Below are 22979 nucleotides of genomic sequence, written 5' to 3' on the forward strand. Positions count from 1 at the left end.
ACACGGCGGGGCGACGGCTGGCCCGCCCTGTCCGTGCCCGGCCCCGCCGTCAGAGGATGAACTTGGACAGGTCGGTGTTCTGGGCGAGGCCCTGGAGCTGGCCGCGGACATAGGCGGCGTCGATGGTGACGCTCTCGCCGCTGCGGTCGGACGCGGTGAAGCTGATCTCCTCCAGCAGCCGCTCCAGCACCGTGTGCAGGCGGCGGGCGCCGATGTTCTCCACCGAGCGGTTGATCTCCGCCGCCAGCCGGGCCAGCTCGTCGATGCCGTCGTCGGTGAAGTCCAGCGTCATCCCCTCCGTCGCCAGCAGCGCCTTGTACTGCTTGATCAGGCTGGCCTCCGGCTCGGTCAGGATGCGGCGGAAATCCTCCTGCGACAGGGCCTTCAGCTCGACCCGGATGGGCAGCCGGCCCTGTAGCTCGGGCAGCAGGTCCGACGGCTTCGCCAGATGGAACGCGCCCGAGGCGATGAACAGCACATGGTCGGTCTTCACCGGCCCGTGCTTGGTGGCGACGGTGGTGCCTTCGATCAGCGGCAGCAGGTCGCGCTGCACGCCCTCGCGGCTGACGTCGGCGCCGCCGCGCACCTCCGACCGGGCGGTGATCTTGTCGATCTCGTCCAGGAAGACGATGCCGTTCTGCTCCACCGCCTGGATGGCCTCGGCGACGACCTTCTCCTGGTCCAGCAGCTTGTCGGACTCCTCGGCCATCAGCACGTCGTAGCTTTCCGACACGCTCATGCGGCGCACCTTGGTCCGGCCGCCCAGCGCCTTGCCGAAGATGTCGCCCAGGTTGATCATGCCCATCTGGGCGCCGGGCATGCCCGGCACGTCGAAGGTGGGCAGGCCCTGGACCGAGGTGTCCTGCACCTGGATCTCGATCTCGCGGTCGTTGAGCTGGCCCTCCCGCAGCATCTTGCGGAACTTCTGCCGCGTCTCGCCGCCGGCGTTGGCGCCGACCAGGGCCTCCAGCACGCGGTCCTCGGCGCGCAGCTCGGCCTTGCTGGCGACCTCCTTGCGCAGCCGCTCGCGGGTCAGGCCGATGGCGATCTCCACCAGATCGCGGATGATCTGCTCCACGTCGCGGCCGACATAGCCGACCTCGGTGAACTTCGTCGCCTCCACCTTCAGGAAGGGCGCCTGGGCCAGCCGGGCCAGCCGGCGGGCGATCTCGGTCTTGCCGACGCCGGTCGGGCCGATCATCAGGATGTTCTTCGGCAGCACCTCCTCCCGCAGCCCCTCGGGAAGCTGCTGGCGGCGCCAGCGGTTGCGCAGCGCGATGGCGACGGCCCGCTTGGCCTCATGCTGGCCGACGATGTAGCGGTCCAGTTCGGAGACGATCTCGCGCGGGGAGAAGGAGGTCATGGCTCAGATCTTCTCGAGCGTGATGGAAGCGTTGGTGTAGACGCAGATTTCGCCGGCGATGCGCATCGCCTTGCGGGCGATGGCCTCGGCGTCCATGCCGGGGATGTCCACCAGCGCGCGCGCCGCGGACAGGGCGAAGGCGCCGCCGGAGCCGATGCCGATCAGCCCGTCCTCCGGCTCCAGCACGTCGCCGGTGCCGGTGATGACCAGGCTGACGTCGCGGTCGGCCACGGCCATCATCGCCTCCAGCCGGCGCAGATAGCGGTCCGTCCGCCAGTCCTTCGCCATCTCCACGCAGGCGCGGGCAAGCTGGCCGGGATGCTGCTCCAGCTTCGCCTCCAGCCGCTCGAACAGGGCCATGGCGTCGGCGGTGGCGCCGGCGAACCCGGCCATCACGCCGCCGCCGGCCAGCCGGCGCACCTTGCGGGCGTTGGACTTGATGATGGTCTGGCCCATGGAGACCTGACCGTCGCCGGCGATGACCACCTGTCCGTCCTTACGGACCGACAGGATGGTGGTGCCATGCCACTGGACGGGTTCGGGCGACGAGGCGGACGTGTAGCGCATGAACGGTCTCGAAAAGGCTCCGGGACGGGACCGGAAGGGCGCGGGCGCAGCGGCCCGTCGGTCGGCTCCTGATAGGTGGGCAGACGGCCCCGGGGGTCAAGCGGCCCGTGCGGTCACTCCCCCGGATGCGGCAACGCTTCCGGGCGCAGGCGCAGCGCCCGCAGCGCCTCGGCCACGGGCAGGAACCAGCCGGTTCCGGGCTCCGGCGGGTCCGCTCCGGGCGGCGCCGCGACGCCCAGGGCGACGACGCGGCCGGCCGTGTCCAGCAGGGGAAGCCCGGTCCGGCCGGACAGCCCCGGCAGCTCCGCCAGCACGGGCCCGCCGGGCGGTGCCGTGGCGACGATCCCCTCCAGGACCCGGCCGCCCGTCTCCACCCGCACCGGCTCGCTGACCCGCGGGCGTGACAGGCGCAGCGGCCGGGCCGTGTGCTGCCCCGGCGGCAGGCGCAGCAGGGCGACGCCGGCGTCGGGGTCCGCCCGCTCCACCGTCGCGCTGACGCTGCGCCCGTCCGCCAGCACGACAGGCACCGGAGCGGCCAGGAGAGCGGGCGGGGCCGCCGCCAGGGCCAGCCCGTCCGCCGTCAGCACCACGCCATGGCCGTCCCCGACGCGCAGCGGGGTGCCGGCGGGCGCGGTCCCGTCCACCGCCGGCAGCGCGATCCAGGGCAGGTCCGGGGCGGCGGGCGGGGAAGCCGCCGCCGGGATGCCGCGGCCCAGGGCGGCACGGCCCAGGGCGGCATGGAAGTCCGGCAGCCGGCCCAGCGCCGCCACGGCGTCGCCCAGCGCGCCGCGCAGCAGCAGGAAGCGGCCGTCGGGGCTGGCCTCCGCCAGCCGGGCGCGGCCATCCGTGACGGCACGGAAGAGGACGGCGCGGTCGGCGCGGGCGTACAGCGTCCACTCCACCCGCACGGCGGCCTCGCCGCTCTGCCCCTCCGACCAGGCGGTCCACAGGTTGACGGCGTTGCAGAGATCGTAGCGCGCCGCCACCAGCCGCCCGGCCAGCAGGATCTCCGCCCGCCGCCGGTCCTCCGCCGCGAAGGGATCGTCGGGATCGCCCGCCACGTCGAAGCCCTGCGCCGTCAGCGTTCCGTGGACCAGATCCTCCAGGTCGCCACGGCCGAAGCGCGGCGGCACCCAGGTCACCGTCGTGTAGGGCGGCCCGCAGAGCAACCCGAAGCGGTGGCTGCCCGCGTCCGACCCGCGCGGGATGTCGAACGCCAGCCCCTGGATGCCCAGCGGCACCGGCCGGCTCTCCGGTGCGGGGCCGGAGCCCGGCTCATCCCAGGTGATGGAAGGCGGTTCCGGCGCGCCGGGGGCCGCGCCGGGCAGCGGCGGCAGCACCGCCCCGCCGCCGCAGCCGGCCAGCCAGGGAAGCAGCAGCAGAACCGGCCCGCGCCGGAGGGCGTTCCTGCCCCGGCTCCCTCCCGTCATGCGGTCCCCGTCATGCGGCTTCTCCCGTTCTGCGGGTATAAAGCCTATCCCGCGCCCCCGGTCCCGGCAAGCCGGCGCCCGCCGGGCGGCGCCTCCCGCGGCCGGCACCGCTGCGATGCCCGCAGGGCGGGCCGGGCCTGCTGGACAGACGCCGCCGGGCGCTGTTACCTAGGGCCATGGACAGCAGCACCCCCGCCCCGATCCCCGCCCGGCGCGCCACGGTGGAGCGCACGACCCGGGAGACCCGCATCCGGGTCGCCGTCGACCTGGACGGCACCGGCCGCTATGCCGTCGCCACCGGCATCGGTTTCCTGGACCACATGCTGGAGCAGCTCTCCCGCCACTCCCTGATCGACCTGGAGGTGGCGGCGGAGGGCGACCTGCACATCGACTTCCACCACACGACCGAGGATACCGGCATCGCCATCGGCGAGGCGGTGGCGAAGGCGCTGGGGGAACGCCGCGGCATCCAGCGCTACGGCCACGCCTATGTCCCGATGGACGAGACGCTGACCCGCGCCGCCATCGACCTGTCCAACCGGCCCTACCTGATCTGGAAGGTGGCCTTCAGCCGCGACAAGCTGGGCCAGATGGACACCGAGCTGTTCAAGGAGTGGTTCCAGGCCTTCGCCCAGGCCGCCGGCGCCACCCTGCATGTCGAGACCCTGTACGGCGAGAACAACCACCATATCGTGGAGAGCTGCTACAAGGCGCTGGCGCGCGCCCTGCGCGCCGCGGTGGAGATCGACCCGCGCAAGGCGGACGCCGTGCCATCGACCAAGGGTGTGCTGGGCGGATCGCTGTGACCGGACCGCACCGCAAGAGCATGAACAGGCCCGCCGCCGCGGCGCGGGACGTGTCCGCAGGGCCGGGGGGCCGGGCATGAGCACCATCGCGTTGATCGACTACGGCTCGGGCAACCTGCGCTCGGCCGCCAAGGCGCTGGAGCGCGCCGCCGCCGACAGCGGTATCGCGGCCGAGATCGCCGTCACCGCCGACCCGGAAGTCGTGCGCCGGGCCGACCGCGTCGTGCTGCCCGGCGTCGGCGCCTTCGGCGACTGCCGCCGCGGCCTTGCCGCCGTGCCCGGCATGGTCGCCGCCCTGGAGGAGACGGTGCTGCGCCGCGGCCGGCCGTTCCTGGGCATCTGCATCGGCATGCAGCTCATGGCCCGGACCGGGCTGGAGCACGGCCGGCACGAGGGGCTGGGCTGGCTGGATGCCGAGGTGGTGCCGCTGGCCCCGGCCGACCCGGCGCTGAAGATCCCGCACATGGGCTGGAACGAGCTGCGCCTCGCCCGGCCCGACCATCCCGTCCTGGCCGGGCTGGAGCACGGCCAGCACGCCTATTTCGTGCATTCCTACCACATGGTCCCCGCCGACCCGGCGCAGGTGCTGGCGACGTGCGACTATGGCGGCCCGGTCGCCGCCGTCGTCGGCCGCGATAATCTGGTCGGCACCCAGTTCCACCCCGAGAAGAGCCAGGCCGCCGGCCTGCGCCTGATCGCCAACTTCCTGTCCTGGCGGCCCTAGGCCCGCCGATCCCCCCGGAGGACGCCCATGGTGAGCGGTCTCAAGGCCCGGTCCACCGTCGAGATCGTGGAGGAGCTGCGGCGCGGCGACCTGCATGACCTGTGCGATGCGGCCGACGCCGCCATCCTGGACGGCGGCGGCTTCGGCTGGGTCGCTCCGCCGGAGCGCGAGGCCCAGGAACGCTACTGGCGCGGCGTCATGGCGGTGCCGGAGCGGGTCCTGTTCGTCGGCCGGCTGGACGGGGTGGTCTGCGCCTCGGCCCAGCTCGTGCGGCCGACCCGCAACAATGAATCGCAGCACTTCGCCGCCACGCTGACGACCAGCTTCGTCGCGCCGTGGGCGCGCGGCCACGGGCTGGCCCGGATGCTGACGCTGGCGGTGGAGGAAGAGGCGCGCCGCGGCGGCTTCCGGGTGCTGAACCTGGACGTGCGCGACAGCCAGAAGGCGGCCATCGCGCTCTATGAATCCCTCGGATACCGGCGCTGGGGTGTCCACCCCCGTTACGCCATGGCCCATGGCCGGGTGTTCGCCGGATACTTCTACACGAAGGACTTGGACGACGGTCCGGCGGACGGCCCCGAGGGCTCCGCCGGCGACAGCGGGCGGAACCGATGAACATCTATCCGGCGATCGACCTCAAGGACGGGCAGGCCGTGCGGCTGCTGCGCGGCGACATGGATCAGGCCACCGTCTTCAACCCGGACCCCGCGGCCCAGGCGGCCGCCTTCCAGGAGCAGGGCTTCCGCTGGCTGCATCTGGTGGATCTGAACGGCGCCTTCGCCGGCCGCCCGGTCAATGCCGATGCCGTCTCCCGCATCCTGGAGCGCGTCAGCATCCCCGTCCAGCTCGGCGGCGGCATCCGCGACATCGCCACGATCGAGGAATGGCTGGGCCGCGGCATCCACCGCGTCATCCTGGGCACCGTGGCGCTGCGCGACCCCGATCTGGTGAAGGAGGCCTGCCGCGCCTTCCCCGGCCGCATCTGCGTCGGCATCGACGCCCGCGACGGCCATGTCGCGGTGGAGGGCTGGGCCACCACCTCCGACGTGCGGGCGCTGGATCTGGCGCTGCGCTTCGAGGATGCCGGGGTGGCCGCCATCGTCTACACCGACATCAACCGCGACGGCGCCATGGGCGGCGTGAATGTCGAGGCGACGGCCGACCTCGCCGTGCATCTGACGACGCCGGTGATCGCCTCGGGCGGGGTGCATGCGCTCTCCGACCTTCTGGCGCTGAAGGCGGAGGCCGAGACCGGCATCGAGGGGGTGATCGTCGGCCGCGCGCTCTATGACGGCCGCATCGACCCGCGGCAGGCGCTGGCGCTGACCGCCGACCCGGAGGATGCCCGGTGCTGAAGGCCCGCGTCATCCCCTGCCTGGACGTGAAGGACGGGCGCGTCGTCAAGGGCGTGAACTTCGTCGATCTGGTGGATGCGGGCGATCCGGTGGAGCAGGCCCGACTCTACGACGCGGCCGGGGCGGACGAGCTGACCTTCCTGGACATCACCGCCAGTTCCGACAACCGCGAGACGATCTACGACGTGGTCCGCCGCACGGCGGAACAGGTCTTCATGCCGCTGACCGTCGGCGGCGGCGTGCGCACGGTGGAGGACATCCGCCGCCTGCTGCTGGCCGGCGCCGACAAGGTGTCGATCAACACCGCGGCCGTCCACCGCCCCGACTTCGTGCGCGAGGGCGCGGAGAAGTTCGGCAGCCAGTGCATCGTCGTCGCCATCGACGCCAAGGCGGTGGCGCCCGGCCCCGACGGCGCCCCGCGCTGGGAGGTGTTCACCCATGGCGGGCGCACCCCGACCGGGCTGGACGCCGTGGACTGGGCCCGGCGCATGGCGACGCTCGGGGCGGGGGAGATCCTGCTGACCTCCATGGACCGCGACGGCACCAAGGCCGGCTTCGACATCGGCCTGACCCGCGCCGTGGCCGACGCCGTGCCCGTGCCGGTGATCGCCTCCGGCGGGGTCGGCACGCTCGACCATCTCGTGGCGGGCATCCGCGACGGCCACGCCTCCGCCGTGCTGGCCGCCAGCATCTTCCATTTCGGGACCTTCTCCGTCGGGCAGGCCAAGCGCCACCTGGCGGCGGCGGGCATCCCGATGCGACTTGCGTGAGGGCGGCCATGGCCGGACAGAAGAAACCGCGCAACCCCTGCAAACCGGGCAGCCCCCGCGCCGACCGCGCCGCCGCCGTGCCGGCCGCGGTGCCGCCGCCTGCCCCGGTGCCGCCCGCCGGGGTGCCGCCCGCCGGGGTGCCGGACCCCGCGGCCGGGGCCGGGGTGCTGGACGCGCTGCATCAGGTGATCCTGTCCCGCCGCGGCGCCGATCCCGACCAGTCGCACACGGCGCGGCTGTTCGCCCGCGGTCGCGCCAAGATCGCCCAGAAGGTGGGCGAGGAGGCGGTGGAGACGGTGATCGAGGGCATCCGCGGCGACACCGACAAGCTGGCCGAGGAGTCGGCGGACCTGCTCTACCACCTGCTCGTGCTCTGGGCCGATGCCGGCCTGGATCCGGCCCGTGTCTACGCCATCCTGGACGGCCGCCGCGGCACCAGCGGCATCGTGGAGAAGAAGAACCGCAAGCTGAAGGGCAAGGCCGGGGAGGCCGACGCCTGAGAGCCCGCGCCGCCAGCCGACCGGCAGCCAACCGACCGGCAGCCAACCGACCGTGAAAGGGAGCCCATGGCCTACGATCCGACCAACATCTTCGCCCGGATTCTGCGCGGGGAGATCCCCTGCAAGAAGGTGTACGAGGACAGGCACGTCCTCGCCTTCCACGACATCCGGCCGCAGGCCCCGACGCATGTCCTGGTCATCCCCAAGGGCCCCTATACCAGCTTCGCCGATTTCAGCGAGCAGGCGACGCCGGAGGAGATCCTGGACTTCATCCGTGCCGCCGGCCTGATCGCCCGGCAGGCGGGGGTGGAGGATTCCGGCTACCGGCTGATCGCCAACCACGGACCCGACAGCCATCAGGAAGTGCCGCACTTCCACCTGCACATCCTGGGCGGCAGGCCGCTGGGGCCGATGCTGGTCCAGCCGGACTGACGGCCCGCCCGTGCACAGGCCCACCCGTCGCGCGCCAGGATACCGGGCGCGGCCTCCGCCGCAGGAATCCCACGCGGCCTCCGCCGCAGGTCTTTCCACGCGGCCTCCGGCGCAGGATTTTCCGTTCCCGCAGCTTCCCCGTGAGGTGCCATGCTTCCGCTGCTCGCCCTCTCGCCGATCCTGCTCATCCTGGTGCTGATGGTGGTGTTCCGCCGCCCCGCCGCGACCGCGGCGGGGGTCGGCCTCGCCCTCGGCGTCGTCGTGGCGCTCGCCCTGTTCGAGGTCGCGGTTCCCCTGCCCGATGCCGGCGACGGTGCCGCGGCCCTGTCCACCTCGGTGGCGGCCGGGCTCGGCGGCGTCGCGCTGGAGGCGGCGTTCCTTGCCGCCACCATCCTCTGGATCATCTTCCCGGCTCTCTGCCTGCACGAACTCCAGACGGCGACGGGGGCGGTGGACCGCATCCGGGCCAGCCTGACCGGCCTGTCGGGCGACCCGCGGCTGCTGGCGATCCTGCTGGCCTGGTTCTTCGCCCTGTTCATCGAGGGGGCGGCCGGCTTCGGCACGCCGGCGGCGCTGACGGCCCCCATGCTGGTGGCGGTCGGCTTCGCCCCGGTGCAGGCGGTGACGCTGGCGCTGGTGGGGCATGCCATCGGGGTCAGCTTCGGCGCCGTCGGCACCCCGGTGCTGCCGCAGATCGCCGTGACCCCCTTCACCGGGCCGGAACTGGCGCAGGCCGTGGCCGTGCTGCATGGCATGAGCGGCTGGGTGATGCTGCTGTTCCTGGTCCGCTACGCCCGCGTGACGGAGGGGCCGCTGGCCGCCGGCATGACCGGGCGGACGGTGCTGCCCTGGGCGGCGCTGGCGGCGCTGCTGTTCGTCGTGCCCTATCTGGCGCTGGCCTTCGCCGTGGGGCCGGAACTGCCGACCCTGGGCGGCGCGCTGGTCGGCGGGCTGCTGTTCGTGCTGATCCTGCGCCGCAGCGGGAACGGGGGCAGGGCAGGCGCCCCGGTCCCGGCCATGCCTGCCGCGGCGGGGGCGGTGTCCGGGCGGGGCCTGCTCTGGGCCGGGCTGCCCTATCTGGCGGTGCTGGCGCTGATCCTGGCGACGCGGCTGGTGCCGCCGGTGCAGGAGGCGCTGCGCGCGGTCGTCGTGGACTGGACGATGAGCGGCGGTTTCGGCGGCCGGGTCGAGCCGCTGTACCATCCCGGCACCATGCTGCTGGCCGGCTTCCTGCTGGGCGGGCTGGCCCAGGGGGTGGGGGCCGGCACCCTGGCCGGGGCCATGCGCCGGGCCGCGGCGCGGCTGCCGACGGTGGCGCTGGCGCTGCTGGCCATGCTGGCGCTGGCCCGGCTGATGGTGCATTCGGGCATGATCACCACCCTGGCCGATGCGGCCGCCGCCGGGCTGGGGCCGGTCTGGCCGCTGCTGGCGCCGCTGGTCGGCATCCTGGGCGCCTTCGTCACCGGCTCGGCCACGGCGTCGAACATCCTGTTCACCGACTTCCAGCAGGCCACGGCCCAGACGCTGGGCCTGCCGGTGCTGCCGCTGCTGGGCAGCCAGAACTTCGGCGCCGCCGTGGGCAACATCATCTGCCCGCACAACATCATCGCCGCCTGCGCCCTGGTCGGGATCGCCGGCCGGGAGGGCGAGGTGCTGCGCCGGACGCTGCTGCCCTGCGCCGTCTATGCCCTGCTGGGCGGGCTCCTGACCTGGGCCTTCGCCGCGCTGGGATAGGGGGACCCGGGACCGCCCGGGCGACGCGGCCTCAGGCCAGCCAGCCGGGGAACAGGTTGCGCAGGCCGGTGGAGATGATCTCCACCGCCACCGCGGCCAGCAGCAGGCCGAACAGGCGGTTCATGATGTTCAGCCCGGTCCGGCCCATCATCCGGCCGATCGGCACGGCCAGACGCAGCGCCAGCCAGATGAAGAGGCAGACCAGCAAGATGGACCCGACGATGATCGCCGTGTGCTCCCAGCCGCTGCCGCGCTGCGTCTCGATGATGACGGCGGAGATGCTGCCCGGCCCCGCCAGCAGCGGCAGGCCCAGCGGCACGACGCCGATGGCGTGGCGGCTGGCCGCCTCGTCCGCTTCGGTCGGGGTCTGCTTCACGGCCGACACGGTGGCGTTCAGCATGCTGAGCGCGATCAGCAGCAGCACGATGCCGCCGCCGACCCGGAAGCTGTCCAGGCTGGTGCCGACGATGGCCAGCACCGCGTTGCCCAGGAAGGCGGACCCGGCCAGCACGCTGAACACCGTCAGCGCGGCCGAGGCGGCGGTGCGGTTGCGTTCCGCATCCGTGCGCCCCTCCGTCAGCCCCAGGAAGATCGGGATCGCCGCGAACGGCGTCAGCATGGCGAACAGGGCAACGATGAAGCGTGAATATTCGGACCAGGGTTCCATGGACGGTTCCGCCGCGACAGGACGGATGCTCTTGTCTCAATTCGGAACACGGGTCCAGCGATTTCCGGCCTGTCGCTCCCCCTGCCGTCGCGGGGGTCGCCTGCCGTTCCGGCATGGCCGGGTCCATCGTGCGCCGGCGGTCGGCGCCGCGCGCCCGTCGGTACAGGAAAGGAGCGTCCGGTGAGGAATGGACGTGTCGTGATCTCCGGCTGTTCGGGGGGCGGCAAGTCCACCCTGCTCGCCGAACTGAAGGCGCGAGGCTATCCGGTTGTCGAGGAACCCGGCCGCCGCATCATCGCCGAGGAGACGGCCCGGGGCGGGAGCGCCCTGCCCTGGGTCGATCTCGCCGCCTTCCTGCGCCGGGCGATCGACATGGCGCTGTCCGATCATGCGGCGGTCGCGGCGGCGGCACAGGAGGGCTGGGTCTTCTTCGACCGCGGCCTGGTCGATGCCGCATCGGCGCTGGAGGCCCTGACCGGCGATCCCGTGCTGCGCCCGCTCTGCACGGCGCACCGCTACCATCCGCGGATGTTCATGGCGCCGCCCTGGCCGGAAATCCATGTGACCGAGCCCGACCGCCGGCACGGGTTCGATGCCGCCGTCGCGGAGCATGAGCGCCTTCTGCGGACCTACCCCGCCCTGGGGTATGAGGTGCTGCCATTGCCGAAGCTGGCGACCCCGGCCCGCGCCGATATCGTGCTGTCGTCGCTGGCGGGTTCCGCGTCTGCCCCCGCTGTCGTGGGGGCGCCTGCCGTGCTAGCATCGTCGCGTCCGACCGCTGCCAGCGGAAAGCCGCCGGGGCGAAGCGCAGGGGCAGAGCCGCCATGACAGAGAAGCTCATCATCGACCTCCCCGCCGCCGCCGATCTGCCCGTCGATGTCCGCAACGATCAAGGGGCGCTCCGCGATACGCTGGCCGCCGGCCTGTTCCGCCAGGGCCGTCTGTCCCCCGATCAGGCGCGGCGCCTGATGGGCGTGAGCCGCCGGGAGTTCGAGGACCGGCTGGCCGCCCTGGGCTTCCCCGCCGCGGACGAAACCGACCTGGCGCATGAAGCGGCCGCCGCATCTCGGCTTGCCCACCGCCGCGATGCGTGAGTTCGTTTCCGACACGGGGCCGCTGATCTCTTTCGAGCGCATTCCCGACGGTTTCGGCCTGTTGCGCCGGATCGCCAGGGGGATTGTGGTTCCGCTGGAGGTCCTGGAGGAACTGGAGGCGGGTCGTGGCGGAAAAGGTGCCTACCTCACCGGACAGGGGATCGAGGAGTTTGTCCGGGTAATGGTTGCTCCCCCCGTGCTTGCAGTGTCACGCGGGCTGCACACCGGGGAAGCCGCTGCCATCGCCCTTGCGCTGAACCGCGGCCTACCCCTGTTGATCGAAGAACGGAAAGGACGTGAGATCGCCTGCGCGCTGGGGATCGACACGATCGGGCCTGTCGGCCTGATCCTTGCGGCTTGGCAGATCGGCCGTCTGACGACGGAGGAAGCCGAACTGGCCTTCACCGCCCTCCGCGACGGAGGGCGGATCAACCGTAGTCTCCTGGAGGCCCTGATGGCGCGGATCAGGCCGACCTGACCCGCGCCGGTCCCGCCCTCCGGCCCGTCAGCCCAGCCCGGCCTCCGTCGCCTGCGGGTGCAGGGCGCGGTCGATCAGGGCGATGGTCTCGGCCACGCCGTAGAGCTGGACGAAGCTGCCCATGCGGGGGCCGCTGGTCTGGCCCAGCAGCACCTCGTACAGCGCCTGGAACCAGGTGCGCAGCTCGGCGAAGCCGTGCCGCTTGCCGACCTCGAACACCTCGTTCTGGATCGCCTCGGCCGCGGCGCCCGCCGGCAGGCCGGCCAGCACGCCGCGCAGGTCGGCCAGCGCCGCCCGCTCCTGCTCCGACGGGGCGCGGTAACGCTTCGTCGGCTTCACGAAGTCCTGGTAGTAGGCGACCGCGTGCTCGACCAGACGGTCCAGGAAGGGCGTCGTCTGGGGGCTGGCGCCGGGGGCGTAGCGGCGGATGAAGCCCCACATCACCTCGGCGTTCTCGGCGTTCGCCGCACCCGCGAGGTTCAGCAGCAGGCCGAACGACAGCCCCGCCGTTCCCTTCACACCGTCCGGGATGCGGCCGTTGTGGATGTGCCAGGCGGGATTCTCCAGCTTCTGCGCCGGCTCCATCCCGTCGACCTTCTCCACGAAGGTCAGATAGTCGTCCACGGCGCGCGGGATGACGTCGAAGTACAGCTTCTTCGCTGCCCGCGGCTTGTGGAACATGTAGAGCGCGAGGCTCTCCGGCGGGGCGTAGCGCAGCCACTCCTCCACCGACAGGCCGTTGCCCTTGGTCTTGCTGATCTTCTGGCCCTTCTCGTCCAGGAACAGCTCGTAGTTGAAGCCCTCCGGCGGCTGGCCGCCCAGGATGCGGCAGATCTTCCCGGCCAGTTCCACCGACGGGATCAGGTCCTTGCCGGACATTTCATAGTCCACGCCCAGGGCGGACCAGCGCATGCCCCAGTCGGGCTTCCACTGGAGCTTCACGTTGCCGCCGGTGACCGGAAGCTCGACCTTGCGGCCGTCCTCGTCCGCGAAGACGATGGTGCCGGCGTCCGCATTGCGCTCCAGGATCGGCACCTGGAGCACGCGGCCGCTGGTCGGGCTGATCGGCAGGAAGGGCGAATAGCTCTGCTGCCGCTCCTCCCCCAGGGTGGGCAGCATCACGGCCATGATCTCGTCGTAGTGCTGCAACACCTTCAGCAGGGCGGCGTCGAACCGGCCGGAGCGGTACCAGTCGCTGGACGACTGGAACTCGTACTCGAAGCCGAAGGAATCGAGAAAGCCGCGCAGCATCGCGTTGTTGTGGTGCCCGAAGCTCTCGAACTTGCCGAACGGGTCGGGCACCTTCGTCAGCGGCTTGCCCAGATGCTGCGCCACCATCTCCTGGTTGGGGATGTTGCCGGGGACCTTGCGCAGCCCGTCCATGTCGTCGGAGAAGGCGAACAGCCGCGTCGGCACGTCCGGCAGCATGCGCTGGAACGCCTGACGCACCATGGTGGTCCGCACCACCTCTCCGAAGGTGCCGATGTGCGGCAGGCCCGAGGGGCCGTAGCCCGTCTCGAACAGCACATAGCCCTTGGCGGGTTTTTTGTCGGCGTAGCGCGCGACGAGCTTGCGCGCTTCCTCGAACGGCCAAGCCTTCGCCTGCATCGCCAGTTCGTGTTCGCCGGACATTTCTTCCACCATATCAAGGGAAACCAAGGTCGGGCACCCTAGGGCCGGCGCCCGCGACGGTCAACGGGGCGCCGGCCCTTGCGCCGTCCCGCCTGGATTGCACGGACCGCGGGGGCGGCGGGGCCCCGCGGCGAAGGAGGAAATGCGCCGATGCTGGAGTTCCTGCGGTCCCGGCCGGGGACCACGCTGCTGTTTCTCGCGGTCGCCGTCGTCGCCTGGCTCGGCCTGTTCGACCGGGCGGAGCGCGCCCTGCTGCCGACCACGCCGGCCCAGGCCGGCCAGGAGCGGCTGGAGGCCAACCTGACCCGGGCGGCGGCCCTGTTCGGCACCGCCCGCGCGCTGAACGCCGTCATCTCCGTGCTCCAGTCCACGGAGGTGACGGGAGGCGTGGTGGTGGCGCAGGGCACCGTCTCCCCCGGGCAGGCGCTGGACCCGCTGAACGATCTGGTGGAACGCTTCTCCTCCGTGATGCTGACGGCGACGGTGGCGCTCACCGGCAGCGTGCTGCTGGTGCAGGCGGGGGACCTCTACGGCTTCGCCGTGCTGCTGCCGGCCGGGCTGGTGCTGGCCGCGGCGGCGCTCTGGCTTCCGGGCAGCGCCGGCGCCGCCATGCGGCGGGCGGGGCTGATCCTGCTGCTGGCCGCCGCCATCGCCAAGCTGGGGCTGCCCGTCACGGTGATGGCGACGGAGGCGGTGGCCGAACGGCTGGTGGACCCGCTGCTGGAGTCCGGCGACGCCCGGCTCCGCGCGATCCAGCTTCCGGGCCTCGACAGCGCCGGAACGACCGCGGAGGGGACCGGGGAGACGGGCGGCATGCTGGAGACGCTCCGTCAGGCCAACGACATCCCCGCCCAGATCAACCGGGCCATCGCCGGGGCGGCGTCGCTGGCGGACGCGGTGGTGGACCTGACGGTCGCCTACGCCATCAAGATCGTCGTGCTGCCGCTGCTGACCCTGTGGCTGATCGCCCGGCTGGCCGAGGTGCTGATCGGCGGCCTGTTGCCGCGGCGGCAGGGGCCGTGACCGGCCCGTCCGGCATCCGACCTCGGGCGTCCGGTCTCCGGCGTGTCCGTTCTTCACGCTTTGCGTGTGCAATCCTGCCCGGCTTACCCCACCGGTTCTAGCGCCACCGAACCCTGGGCCGCCGCCCGTGCCCCGGGGTTCCTGAGGACGACGGACGACACCGGGAAGGGGGGCACGGCATGTCTGGGTGGACGGTACGGCAGGGGACGGCGCGCAATGAGATCATCGAGGGCGGCAGCGGCCGCGACCTGATCCGCGGCCTGGGGGGCAACGACATCCTGAAGGGCCGGGACGGCGATGACACGCTCTATGGCGGCACGGGCGACGACCGGCTCTATGGCGGGCGGGGGCAGGATCTGCTGGCGGGCGGCGCCGGCTACGACCTGTTCCTGGGCGGGATCGGCGACGACACGCTCGATGGCGGCGCGGGCTGGGACAAGGCCTACTGGGATGGCGAGTTCCGGGAGTTTGAGTTCTACCGGGTCGAGGGCTGGCTCTACGTGGTGGACACCTCCAGCCGCTTCACCGACGAAGGCACCGACCGTCTGCGCGGGATCGAACAGCTCCGCTTCCGCGACCACGGGCTGGACCTCACCCGCACCCGGCAGGTCGCCGATCTGAGCGGCGATGCCGGGCTCGGCTTCCGCATCGTCGGGGCGCAGCCCGGCGACCTGGCCGGGCGGGCGCTGCACGGCGCCGATGTGACCGGCGACGGACTGGCGGACGTGCTGATCGGGGCGCGCGGGGCCGACCGCGTCCAGGCGGACTATCCGCCGACGGAGGATGTGGGCGAGGCCTATATCGTCTACGGAACGCCGATCTGGCCGCTGGACCCGGTGCAACTGTTCTTGACCAGGGAGGGGGCGACCAAGCTGACGGCCGGCGGGCTGGAGGCATTCAACTGGCTGGGTGAGACCATCGCCGGGGTCGGCGATCTGGACGGCGACGGCATCGGCGACATGGTCGTCGCCGCCCCGTCCTACGTGCAGCGCTTCGCCTTCGGCGACGAGAACCCGCTCGCCTTCGTGCTGTACGGCCGCGACGGCGGCTTCGGCACGACGGTCGATCTGCGGACGCCGCCGCGCGGGGCCGTGCTGGAGCCCGCGCCCGAGGACACGGTGGGCTTCGCCGTGGACATCGGCCGTGCCCGGCCGGACGGGCGCGGCGCCGACGTCAACGGCGACGGGCGGACGGACCTGATCCTCGGCTCCATCTCCGGTTCTTCCGGCCTCACCACCCTGACCGTGCTGTTCGGCGGGCAGGACTTCGCCGATCCGTTCTCGCCCACCGATCTGGAGCCGGGGCAGGGGGCCGTCTTCCGGGGGTTCGACGTGCCGACGTCCGCCGGCGTCTACACACCTTCCGTCGCGGCCCTCGATATCAACGCCGATGGCATCGACGATCTGGTCTTCGCCGGATCGAACCCCGGCATCGAGGATTTCTACGACAGTTCCGACGTCTTCGTCGTGTTCGGCAGCCCCGGGCTGGGCGCCGGCGGCCCGGTCGATCTGCGCGACACCGCCACCTACGACGGCTTCCGCTTCCTCAGCGGCGGCGGGGCGCCGGCCGTCGTGCGCAATGCCGGCGATGTGAACGGCGACGGGGTGGAGGACCTGCTGGTCGTCACCGATCAGGCCTATGTCGTCTTCGGCGGCAGCGCCCTGTCGGGGGTGGACGTACTGCGCGCCTCCCGGCTGGACGGCAGCACCGGCTTCGCCATCCTGGATACGGCCAACCGTGACGCCGCCTCGGCCGGCGACGTCAACGGCGACGGCTATGCGGACATCCTGCTGGGCAGCGTGCGCAGCGACACCGCCCTGCCGGCCGTGCGCGAGACCGTGCTGCTGTTCGGCGGGCCGCAGGTCGGGGCCTCGGGCGTGATCAATCCCTGGCTGCTGCCGCGCGGGCAGGGGCTGGTGATCGAAGGGGCGGGCGAGGCGGTGGCCGGGTTGGGCGACGTGAACGGCGACGGCTATGACGACATCGCCCTGTCCGACCCGGACGCGGAGGGTGGTCGCGGCGTCGTCCATGTCCTCTATGGCGGCCCCGGCTCCGACTGGTTCCTGGGCTGATTCCGCCCGCCGGCGCTGCGGTCAGGCCGGGTCCAGGATGCAGGCGGCCAGACCGTCGCGGCGGACGATCGCCATGCGGCGTTCGATGGTGGCGGCGCGGTTGCGGATATAGGCCGTCGGTCGCTCCGGCGACCAGCGGCGCGGGTTCGGCAGCACGGCGGCCAGCAGCGCCGCCTCCGATGCCGAGAGACCGGCCGCGGGCTTGCCGAAATGGCGGCGGGCCGCGGCCTCCGCCCCGAAGATGCCGTCGCCCCATTCGGCCAGGTTCAGATAGACCTCGGCGATGCGCCGTTTCGGCCAGGTCGCCTCGATCAGCAGGGTGAATCCCAGTTCCGCCCCCTTGCGCAGCCAGGTCCGGTCGGGCCAGAGGAAGGCGTTCTTCGCCGTCTGCATGCTCAGCGTGCTGGCCCCGCGCAGCCGCCCGCCGGCCTCGTTGTGGGCACGGGCGGCCTCGACCGCGTCCCAGTCGATGCCGTGGTGGGCGCAGAAGCGGCTGTCCTCCGATGCCACGATGGCGGCGACCAGATGCGGGGAGATGGCCTCCAGCGGCACCCAGCGCCGGTCGATGCCGGGGGCGCCCTGGGCCAGACGGATCGCCATCAGCGGCGAGCCCGGCGGCGGCACCCAGCGGTAGGAAACGGCCAGGGCGACCAGCAGCAGGACAAGGCCCGCCAGCACGGCGGCGATCCGGCGGAGAAGGCGGGGGATCATCGACATCGAAGACGGTATACCCAACAGGCGGGGGTGTTGGGTACAACGCAGCGCGCAACGGTCCGGGTCACGGGTGGCGGCTTCCCCCGTTCCGGATTCCCTCCCGGCGCTTCCGTCCGGGGGGATCAGGCCGCGGCGATCGGCGGTTCCTCCGGCCGGGCGTCCGGCAGGGTGACCGTCTGGGCGGCGGGGAGGAAGATGGTGGCGGTGGTGCCCTGGCCGGGGCGGCTGTCCAGGGCCAGATGGCCGCCGTGCAGCCGCGCCAGCGCCTCCACCAGGGCGAGGCCCAGCCCGGTTCCCTCCCCGGACCGGCCATAGCTGTTGTCCAGTTGCTCGAACGGCAGCAGCAGCCGGGGGATCTGGTCGACGGGGATGCCCTGGCCGGTGTCCGCCACCGTCACCGTCGTGCCGCCGGGCACGGCCCGCGCCGACAGGGTGACGCTGCCGCCGTCGGGCGTGAACTTCAGCGCGTTGGTCAGCAGGTTGACCAGCATGTGGTGCAGCGCCCGGGCATCGGCCCGGCAGTCCGGCGGCAGGCCGGGCATGTCCACCCGCAGGATCTGGCCGCGCGCGTCCGCCCGTTGCCGCACCAGCCGCAGCGCCGCCGCCATCACCCCGCCCAGGTCCACCGCCTCGGGGGTGACGTGCAGCTTCGCCACCTCCACCTTGGACAGGTCCAGCAGGTCGTTCACCAGATCCAGCAGGGCATTGCCGCTCTCATGGATCAGCGCGAAGTACTCCCGTGTCCGGCCGCCCTCGGGGCCGGCCGGCGGCAGGGTGTGCCCCAGCTCCGACAGGCCGATGATGGCGTTCAGCGGCGTGCGGAACTCATGGCTGACCATGGCCAGGAATTCGGTCTTGCTGCGGCTGCTCTCCAGCGCGCGCAGGCGCTGGCGGTCGGCCTGCTCGGCCAGATGGCGCATCTGTTCGCGCAGGCGGCGGTTCGCCAGCAGCAGCAGGGCCTGGACGAAGAGCAGCGAGAGCGTCAGCGCCGCCAGCACGCTCTCCGGGCTTGACGCGGTCATCCGGTCCAGCGGGAGGGATTCCGGGTGCAGCAGCGCCTGTCCCAGGCGCACGGCATAGAGCACCGACAACCCGAGCAGGGCCACCACCCCCATGCCGTCGGTCAGGGTGATCCGCTGCCCGCGGGGCGGCACGAACTCCCGGGCGCAGAGCAGGTAGCCGACGGTCAGGGTGGCCGCGTTCACGGCCACGCGGGCGACGATGTCGTCCCGCACCGCGCTCAGCCAGAACATGCTGACAGCCGTCGCCAGGGTGGCCGCGATCCCCAGGGCCCAGGGCACCGGGCGGCCGTTGAAGCGGCGCAGCCCGGCCCAGATCAGCAGGAGGCCGGCCAGGATGGCGCTGTTCGCCACGGCGATGGAAAGCACGTCGGGAATGATGCCCCGCAGGGCCAGTCCCCAGGTCCCGGCGCCGACGGTGGCGCCCCCCAGAGCCCAGAGCCCTACCCCCGCCAGGTTGCGGTTGCTGAACCAGAAGAGTCCCAGCCCCAGAGCCAGGGCGGCGGAAACCAGACTGATCGCGGCGAAGATCGTCCCGACATCAAGTTGCATTGCCCCGTCGCCCTGCCCGCCATATCCCCTTATGAACTACGGGCAAACATATACATTTTTATGTAAATTGCAGTAAGTCTAATCGTAAATCAGCCCGCGAACGGCCAGAGGCTGCGGAACGGTGGCGTGCGGCGCGCCCGTACCTGAGGGCGGTCATGGAAAGGGCGGCCGCATCCAGGCACGGCCGCCCCCCTCCCATCACGATGTCATGACGCTGTCACGCCATGGTCAGGGGCCGTGCGGTCTCAGCCGCCCCCCGGACGCTGCCCCTGGCCGCCGCCGCTGCTCCCGGTGCTGCCCGTGCTGCTGCCGGTCGAACCCGTGGAGCCGGGCGCGCCGCTGCCCAGCGGGCTGCCGGCCGGGGAGTCGCTGCCGGTCGAGCTGCCGCCCATGGACCCGCTGCCCGTGGACCCGCTGCCGGTCGAGCCGGTGCCCAGGGTGTCGTTGCCCAGGGCGTCCGACGATCCTGACCCGCCCTGGCCCAACCCGACCGAGGGTTCTGACCCGGACATGAACTCCTCGGCATCCAGATCCAGCGCCGTCAGGGTCTCCTCGGTGAGCTGGCCGTTGGCCTCGATGCCTTCCTGCTGCTGGAAGGCCTGCACGGCGCGGCGGGTGTTCGGGCCCCAGGCGCCGTCCACCGCGATCTCCTGGCCGTTCTCCTGAAGCGCCTGCTGGAGCTTGCGCACCTTCTCCTGATCCATGCCGGCCGGCGCGCCGGACTGGCCCGACTGGCCCGACTGGCCCGACTGCATGGACCCGGTCGCCTGGGACTGGTCCGTGCCCATGCCCTGGCCGGTCTGGGCGACGGCGGCACCGGCGAGCAGGGTGCCGGCGGCGAGAGCGGCGGCAAGGCGGGCCGCGGCGGGAAGCAAGGCTGTCATGATGCGTTCCTCTCTCATGCTCTTCCATGGGGTTGGCCGGGACCGGGAAGGCCGCGGCGGACGGGTCCGCCGGACGCATTTCCGGACCGACGTCGCCGCAACAGCCGGGAGGCCGGTTCCATGCCGCCGCCCTTTCGGGGGAGGTCCGCCACCCCGGCCCCCCGTTCACCTTTTGTTGGTGCCGTGACCGGCCCCCGCCCCTATACTGCGGCCCCGACCCCGGCCGCCGCCGGCGGTCCCCGGACGCGCTCGACCGCATGGACCCCACTTCCGCCCTTGCCGCCCCCGACCGGCACCGGCTGCTGCTGCCGGACGTTCCCGCCCTGGTCGTCGGCGCCCGCAGCGTCACCCTGCTCACCCCCGACGGCGAGGTGGAGAGCCTGGGCCGCGACGCGGCGGCCGAGCGGCTGCGCCGCGGCAGCCTGGGCGCCGGCGGGCTGCTGCTCTGCCATGCCCGCGCGGTGGCGCGGAAGCTGGGGCTGGACTCCTTGCGCGCCTTCGACCTGCTGGAGCTGTTCGCCTTCGTGCGGCCGGCGAGCTTCTGCCTGCCGACCCCGCGCGGGCTGGCCGAGGCGCTGGGGCTGCCCCGGCCGCACGACGCCGAGGGGGAGGCGCTGGCCCTGGTCGCCGCCGCGCGCCGCCTGCTGGCCGAACTGACCGACCCCGAGCGTCCCGACCGCACCGGCAAGGCGGGGCTGGACCCGGCCGCCGTCGCCTGGGCGATGGGGGAGTGGGCGTGGACGCCCGCCGTGCTGGCCGCGCTGGGCGAGCCGCACGGCCCCGCCGGCGACCGCGAGCGCCGCGCCTTCCAGGTCTGGGCCCGGATCAAGGACTGGCAGGCGGAGGCGCCGGAGCCGCCGCCCGGCCATCTGGCCGTGGACCCGTCCGAGGCGCGGCGCCGGCTGGCCGAGCTGGTCGCCGCCGGCAGCAATGCCGAGCCGCGGCCGCAGCAGTCCGACTATGCCAGCGCGGTGACGCACGCCTTCACCCCGCGCGACCTGCCCGGCGCCCCCAACCTGGTCCTGGCGGAGGCCGGGACCGGCGTCGGCAAGACCCTGGGCTATCTCGCGCCCGCGACGCTGTGGGCGGAGAAGAACAAGGGGCCGGTCTGGATCTCCACCTACACCCGCCAGCTCCAGCACCAGATTGACAAGGAACTGGACCGGCTGCACCCCGACCCGGAGAAGAAGGCCCGCAAGGTCGTCATCCGCAAGGGGCGGGAGAACTATCTCTGCCTGCTGAACCTGGAGGAGGCGTCGGCCGCGGCCCGGACCATGCCGCAGGTCGCCGTCGCCATGGGGCTGATGGCGCGCTGGGTCGCCGTGACCCGGGACGGCGACATGCAGGGCGGCGACTTCCCCGGCTGGCTGGTGGACCTGCTGGGCCGCGGCCGCACGCTGGGGCTGGCCGACCGGCGCGGCGAATGCGTCTTCAGCGCCTGTCCGCACTACCAGAAATGCTTCATCGAGAAGTCGGTGCGCCGGGCCCGGCGGGCCGACATCGTCGTCGCCAACCACGCCCTGGTGATGGTGCAGGCGGCGCTGGGCGGGGGCGATGACGCCTATGTGCCCAGCCGCTTCGTGTTCGACGAGGGGCACCATGTCTTCGATGCCGCCGACAACGCCTTCGCCGGCCATCTGACGGCGGTGGAGACGGCGGAGCTGCGCCGCTGGCTGCTGGGGGCGGAGGTCTCCGGCCGCTCCCGCGCGCGCGGCCTGCGCCGCCGGGTCGAGGATCTGATCGGCGGCGACGAGGAGGCGGTGCAGCTCCTCGACCACATCGCCCACGCCGCCCGCCAGCTTCCGGGCGAGGCCTGGGGCCAGCGCGTCCACGGCGGCGAGCCGCAGGGGCCGGTGGAACGGTTCCTGGCCCTGGTGCGGCAGCAGGTCTATGCCCGCGCCGCCGGCGCCGACGGCCCCTACAGCCTGGAGACGGAGGCGCGGCCACCGGTGGAGGGGCTGCTGGAGGCGGCGGCCGAGCTGGATTCCGCCCTTCAGAAGCTGATCCGCCCGCTGGAGGCGCTGTCCGCCCGGCTGGCGGAGATGCTGGACGAGGGGGCGGACGAGCTGGAGGCGGAGACGCGGCGGCGCCTCGACGCCGTCTCGCGCAGCCTGAAGCGCCGCGCCGCCATGGAGGTGGCCGGCTGGCGCCAGATGCTCCAGGAACTGGGCGGGGAGACGCCGCCCGCCTTCGTGGACTGGTTCGGGATCGAACGCATCGACGGCCGCGACGTGGATGTCGGCATGTACCGCCACTGGGTCGATCCCACCGTGCCCTTCGCCGCCAGCGTCGGCGCCCAGGCGCACGGCATGGTCGTCACCTCCGCCACCCTGACGGACGGCACCGGCGACGTGGAGCAGGACTGGCAGGCGGCGCAGCAGCGCACCGGCGCCGTCCACCTGGGCAAGCCGGCGCTGCGCGCCACCGTGCCGTCGCCCTTCGACTACGCACGGCAGACACGGGTGCTGGTCGTCACCGACGTGCGCAAGGACGATCTGGCCCAGGTCGCCGCCGCCTACCGGGAGCTGTTCCTGGCCGCCGGCGGCGGCGGGCTGGGGCTGTTCACCGCCATCTCGCGGCTGAAGGCGGTGCATGAGAAGATCGCCCTGCCGCTGGAGCAGGCGGGCATCCCGCTCCTGGCGCAGCACCTGGACGGCATGGACGTGCCGACCCTGGTGGACATCTTCCGCGGCGAGCACGATGCCTGCCTGCTGGGCACGGACGCCGTGCGCGACGGGGTGGACGTGCCCGGCCGTTCGCTGCGGCTGATCGTCTTCGACCGGGTGCCGTGGCCGCGGCCGGACATCCTGCACCGGGCGCGGCGGGAATATTTCGACCGCAAGGCCCGCGCCCGCCGCTACGACGACATGATCACCCGGCTGCGCCTGCGCCAGGCCTTCGGCCGGCTGGTCCGCCGCGCCGACGACACCGGCGTCTTCGTGCTGCTGGACCCGATGATGCCCTCCCGCCTGCGGGGCGCCTTCCCGGAGGGGGTGGAGCTGCACCGCGTCGGCCTTGCCGAGGCCGTCCGCGCCACCCGCGCCTTCCTGGTCCACCCGGACGGACAGGCCGGCGCGATTCCGGACGGGGAAGCCTGACCTGGACGGTGGCGGGTTCCTGCTGCATGATCTTCGGGGCGTGGCCTGGGCCGGAAATTCCCCCG

22 protein-coding genes are annotated in these 22979 nt (G+C 72.7%); 14 read left to right on the plus strand and 8 right to left on the minus strand.

Translation table 11 applies throughout. The features are described 5' to 3' along the window. Positions 1–49: 49 nt before the first annotated feature. The 3 genes from hslU to ACFQPS_RS16170 form a co-directional block, all read right to left on the minus strand. Positions 50–1363: an ATP-dependent protease ATPase subunit HslU gene (gene hslU, locus ACFQPS_RS16160; protein WP_377360250.1), complete on the minus strand. Its 1314-nt coding sequence runs from the start codon at positions 1361–1363 to the stop codon at positions 50–52. Between the two features lie 3 nt (positions 1364–1366). Continuing rightward, a complete protein-coding gene (gene hslV / locus ACFQPS_RS16165; RefSeq protein ID WP_012568433.1) occupies positions 1367–1930 on the minus strand; it encodes an ATP-dependent protease subunit HslV in 564 nt (187 codons plus the stop codon). A 113-nt stretch (positions 1931–2043) separates the two neighbouring features. Beyond that, on the minus strand, positions 2044–3360 hold the full coding sequence (locus ACFQPS_RS16170) for a serine protease family protein (RefSeq protein ID WP_377360251.1): 1317 nt from the start codon (positions 3358–3360) through the stop codon (positions 2044–2046). Between the two features lie 176 nt (positions 3361–3536). On the opposite strand from ACFQPS_RS16170, the gene hisB reads away from it, so the two are divergent. The 8 genes from hisB to ACFQPS_RS16210 all read left to right on the plus strand — a co-directional run bounded on the left by hisB (position 3537) and on the right by ACFQPS_RS16210 (position 9681). Next, a complete protein-coding gene (gene hisB, locus ACFQPS_RS16175; RefSeq protein ID WP_377360252.1) occupies positions 3537–4166 on the plus strand; it encodes an imidazoleglycerol-phosphate dehydratase HisB in 630 nt (209 codons plus the stop codon). Between the two features lie 76 nt (positions 4167–4242). Further along, a complete protein-coding gene (hisH, locus tag ACFQPS_RS16180; RefSeq protein ID WP_377360253.1) occupies positions 4243–4890 on the plus strand; it encodes an imidazole glycerol phosphate synthase subunit HisH in 648 nt (215 codons plus the stop codon). Positions 4891–4917: 27 nt separating this feature from the next. Then, on the plus strand, positions 4918–5505 hold the full coding sequence (locus tag ACFQPS_RS16185; protein WP_377360254.1) for a GNAT family N-acetyltransferase: 588 nt from the start codon (positions 4918–4920) through the stop codon (positions 5503–5505). Then, a complete protein-coding gene (gene hisA, locus ACFQPS_RS16190; protein WP_377360255.1) occupies positions 5502–6245 on the plus strand; it encodes a 1-(5-phosphoribosyl)-5-[(5-phosphoribosylamino)methylideneamino]imidazole-4-carboxamide isomerase in 744 nt (247 codons plus the stop codon). The genes ACFQPS_RS16185 and hisA overlap by 4 nt, the downstream gene beginning before the upstream one ends. Next, the gene (gene hisF, locus ACFQPS_RS16195; RefSeq protein WP_377360256.1) at positions 6239–7015 is read left to right on the plus strand and encodes an imidazole glycerol phosphate synthase subunit HisF; all 777 of its coding nucleotides are present in this window, start codon (positions 6239–6241) and stop codon (positions 7013–7015) included. The genes hisA and hisF overlap by 7 nt, the downstream gene beginning before the upstream one ends. A gap of 137 nt (positions 7016–7152) precedes the next feature. Further along, positions 7153–7515 (plus strand): phosphoribosyl-ATP diphosphatase, encoded by a 363-nt coding sequence (locus ACFQPS_RS16200; RefSeq protein WP_377360305.1) that lies wholly within the window; start codon positions 7153–7155, stop codon positions 7513–7515. Positions 7516–7581: 66 nt separating this feature from the next. Further along, the gene (locus ACFQPS_RS16205) at positions 7582–7947 is read left to right on the plus strand and encodes a histidine triad nucleotide-binding protein (RefSeq protein WP_377360257.1); all 366 of its coding nucleotides are present in this window, start codon (positions 7582–7584) and stop codon (positions 7945–7947) included. A 150-nt stretch (positions 7948–8097) separates the two neighbouring features. Continuing rightward, on the plus strand, positions 8098–9681 hold the full coding sequence (locus ACFQPS_RS16210) for an L-lactate permease (RefSeq protein WP_377360258.1): 1584 nt from the start codon (positions 8098–8100) through the stop codon (positions 9679–9681). Between the two features lie 31 nt (positions 9682–9712). Here ACFQPS_RS16210 and ACFQPS_RS16215 read toward each other — a convergent pair whose 3' ends face one another. Beyond that, positions 9713–10348: a MarC family protein gene (locus ACFQPS_RS16215; protein ID WP_377360259.1), complete on the minus strand. Its 636-nt coding sequence runs from the start codon at positions 10346–10348 to the stop codon at positions 9713–9715. A gap of 180 nt (positions 10349–10528) precedes the next feature. Here ACFQPS_RS16215 and ACFQPS_RS16220 point away from each other — a divergent pair, with 180 nt between their 5' ends. From ACFQPS_RS16220 to ACFQPS_RS16230, 3 genes are read left to right on the plus strand one after another with little or no spacing between them, the layout of a single operon-like run. Then, a complete protein-coding gene (locus ACFQPS_RS16220) occupies positions 10529–11176 on the plus strand; it encodes an AAA family ATPase (protein WP_377360260.1) in 648 nt (215 codons plus the stop codon). Then, positions 11173–11442 (plus strand): UPF0175 family protein, encoded by a 270-nt coding sequence (locus ACFQPS_RS16225; RefSeq protein ID WP_377360261.1) that lies wholly within the window; start codon positions 11173–11175, stop codon positions 11440–11442. Before ACFQPS_RS16220 ends, ACFQPS_RS16225 begins: the two co-directional genes overlap by 4 nt. Continuing rightward, positions 11396–11920: a PIN domain-containing protein gene (locus tag ACFQPS_RS16230; RefSeq protein WP_377360262.1), complete on the plus strand. Its 525-nt coding sequence runs from the start codon at positions 11396–11398 to the stop codon at positions 11918–11920. Before ACFQPS_RS16225 ends, ACFQPS_RS16230 begins: the two co-directional genes overlap by 47 nt. Before the next feature lie 27 nt (positions 11921–11947). Here the strand turns inward: ACFQPS_RS16230 and ACFQPS_RS16235 are convergent, their stop codons facing one another. Then, positions 11948–13552 (minus strand): lysine--tRNA ligase, encoded by a 1605-nt coding sequence (locus ACFQPS_RS16235; protein ID WP_377360263.1) that lies wholly within the window; start codon positions 13550–13552, stop codon positions 11948–11950. 150 nt (positions 13553–13702) lie between these two features. Between ACFQPS_RS16235 and ACFQPS_RS16240 the strand changes: the two genes are divergently transcribed. Together ACFQPS_RS16240 and ACFQPS_RS16245 are read left to right on the plus strand one after the other, a co-directional pair. Then, complete coding sequence (locus ACFQPS_RS16240) at positions 13703–14575, plus strand: hypothetical protein (RefSeq protein ID WP_377360264.1); 873 nt, start codon at positions 13703–13705, stop codon at positions 14573–14575. Between the two features lie 179 nt (positions 14576–14754). Then, complete coding sequence (locus ACFQPS_RS16245) at positions 14755–16647, plus strand: calcium-binding protein (RefSeq protein WP_377360265.1); 1893 nt, start codon at positions 14755–14757, stop codon at positions 16645–16647. Positions 16648–16668: 21 nt separating this feature from the next. On the opposite strand, the gene mtgA is transcribed toward ACFQPS_RS16245, so the two are convergent. From mtgA to ACFQPS_RS16260, 3 genes are all read right to left on the minus strand, one after another. Beyond that, positions 16669–17364 (minus strand): monofunctional biosynthetic peptidoglycan transglycosylase, encoded by a 696-nt coding sequence (gene mtgA / locus ACFQPS_RS16250; RefSeq protein ID WP_377360266.1) that lies wholly within the window; start codon positions 17362–17364, stop codon positions 16669–16671. A 119-nt stretch (positions 17365–17483) separates the two neighbouring features. Further along, positions 17484–18932, minus strand: a complete 1449-nt coding sequence (locus ACFQPS_RS16255; RefSeq protein ID WP_377360267.1) for a sensor histidine kinase — start codon at positions 18930–18932, stop codon at positions 17484–17486. Positions 18933–19177: 245 nt separating this feature from the next. Next, the gene (locus ACFQPS_RS16260; protein ID WP_377360268.1) at positions 19178–19816 is read right to left on the minus strand and encodes a peptidoglycan-binding domain-containing protein; all 639 of its coding nucleotides are present in this window, start codon (positions 19814–19816) and stop codon (positions 19178–19180) included. Positions 19817–20073: 257 nt separating this feature from the next. Between ACFQPS_RS16260 and ACFQPS_RS16265 the strand changes: the two genes are divergently transcribed. Further along, a complete protein-coding gene (locus tag ACFQPS_RS16265) occupies positions 20074–22914 on the plus strand; it encodes an ATP-dependent DNA helicase (RefSeq protein ID WP_377360269.1) in 2841 nt (946 codons plus the stop codon). Positions 22915–22979 lie beyond the last annotated feature (65 nt).

Origin of the sequence: Rhodocista pekingensis (genome assembly GCF_042665545.1) — a bacterium.
GTDB classification, from domain to species: Bacteria; Pseudomonadota; Alphaproteobacteria; order Azospirillales; family Azospirillaceae; genus Rhodocista; species Rhodocista pekingensis.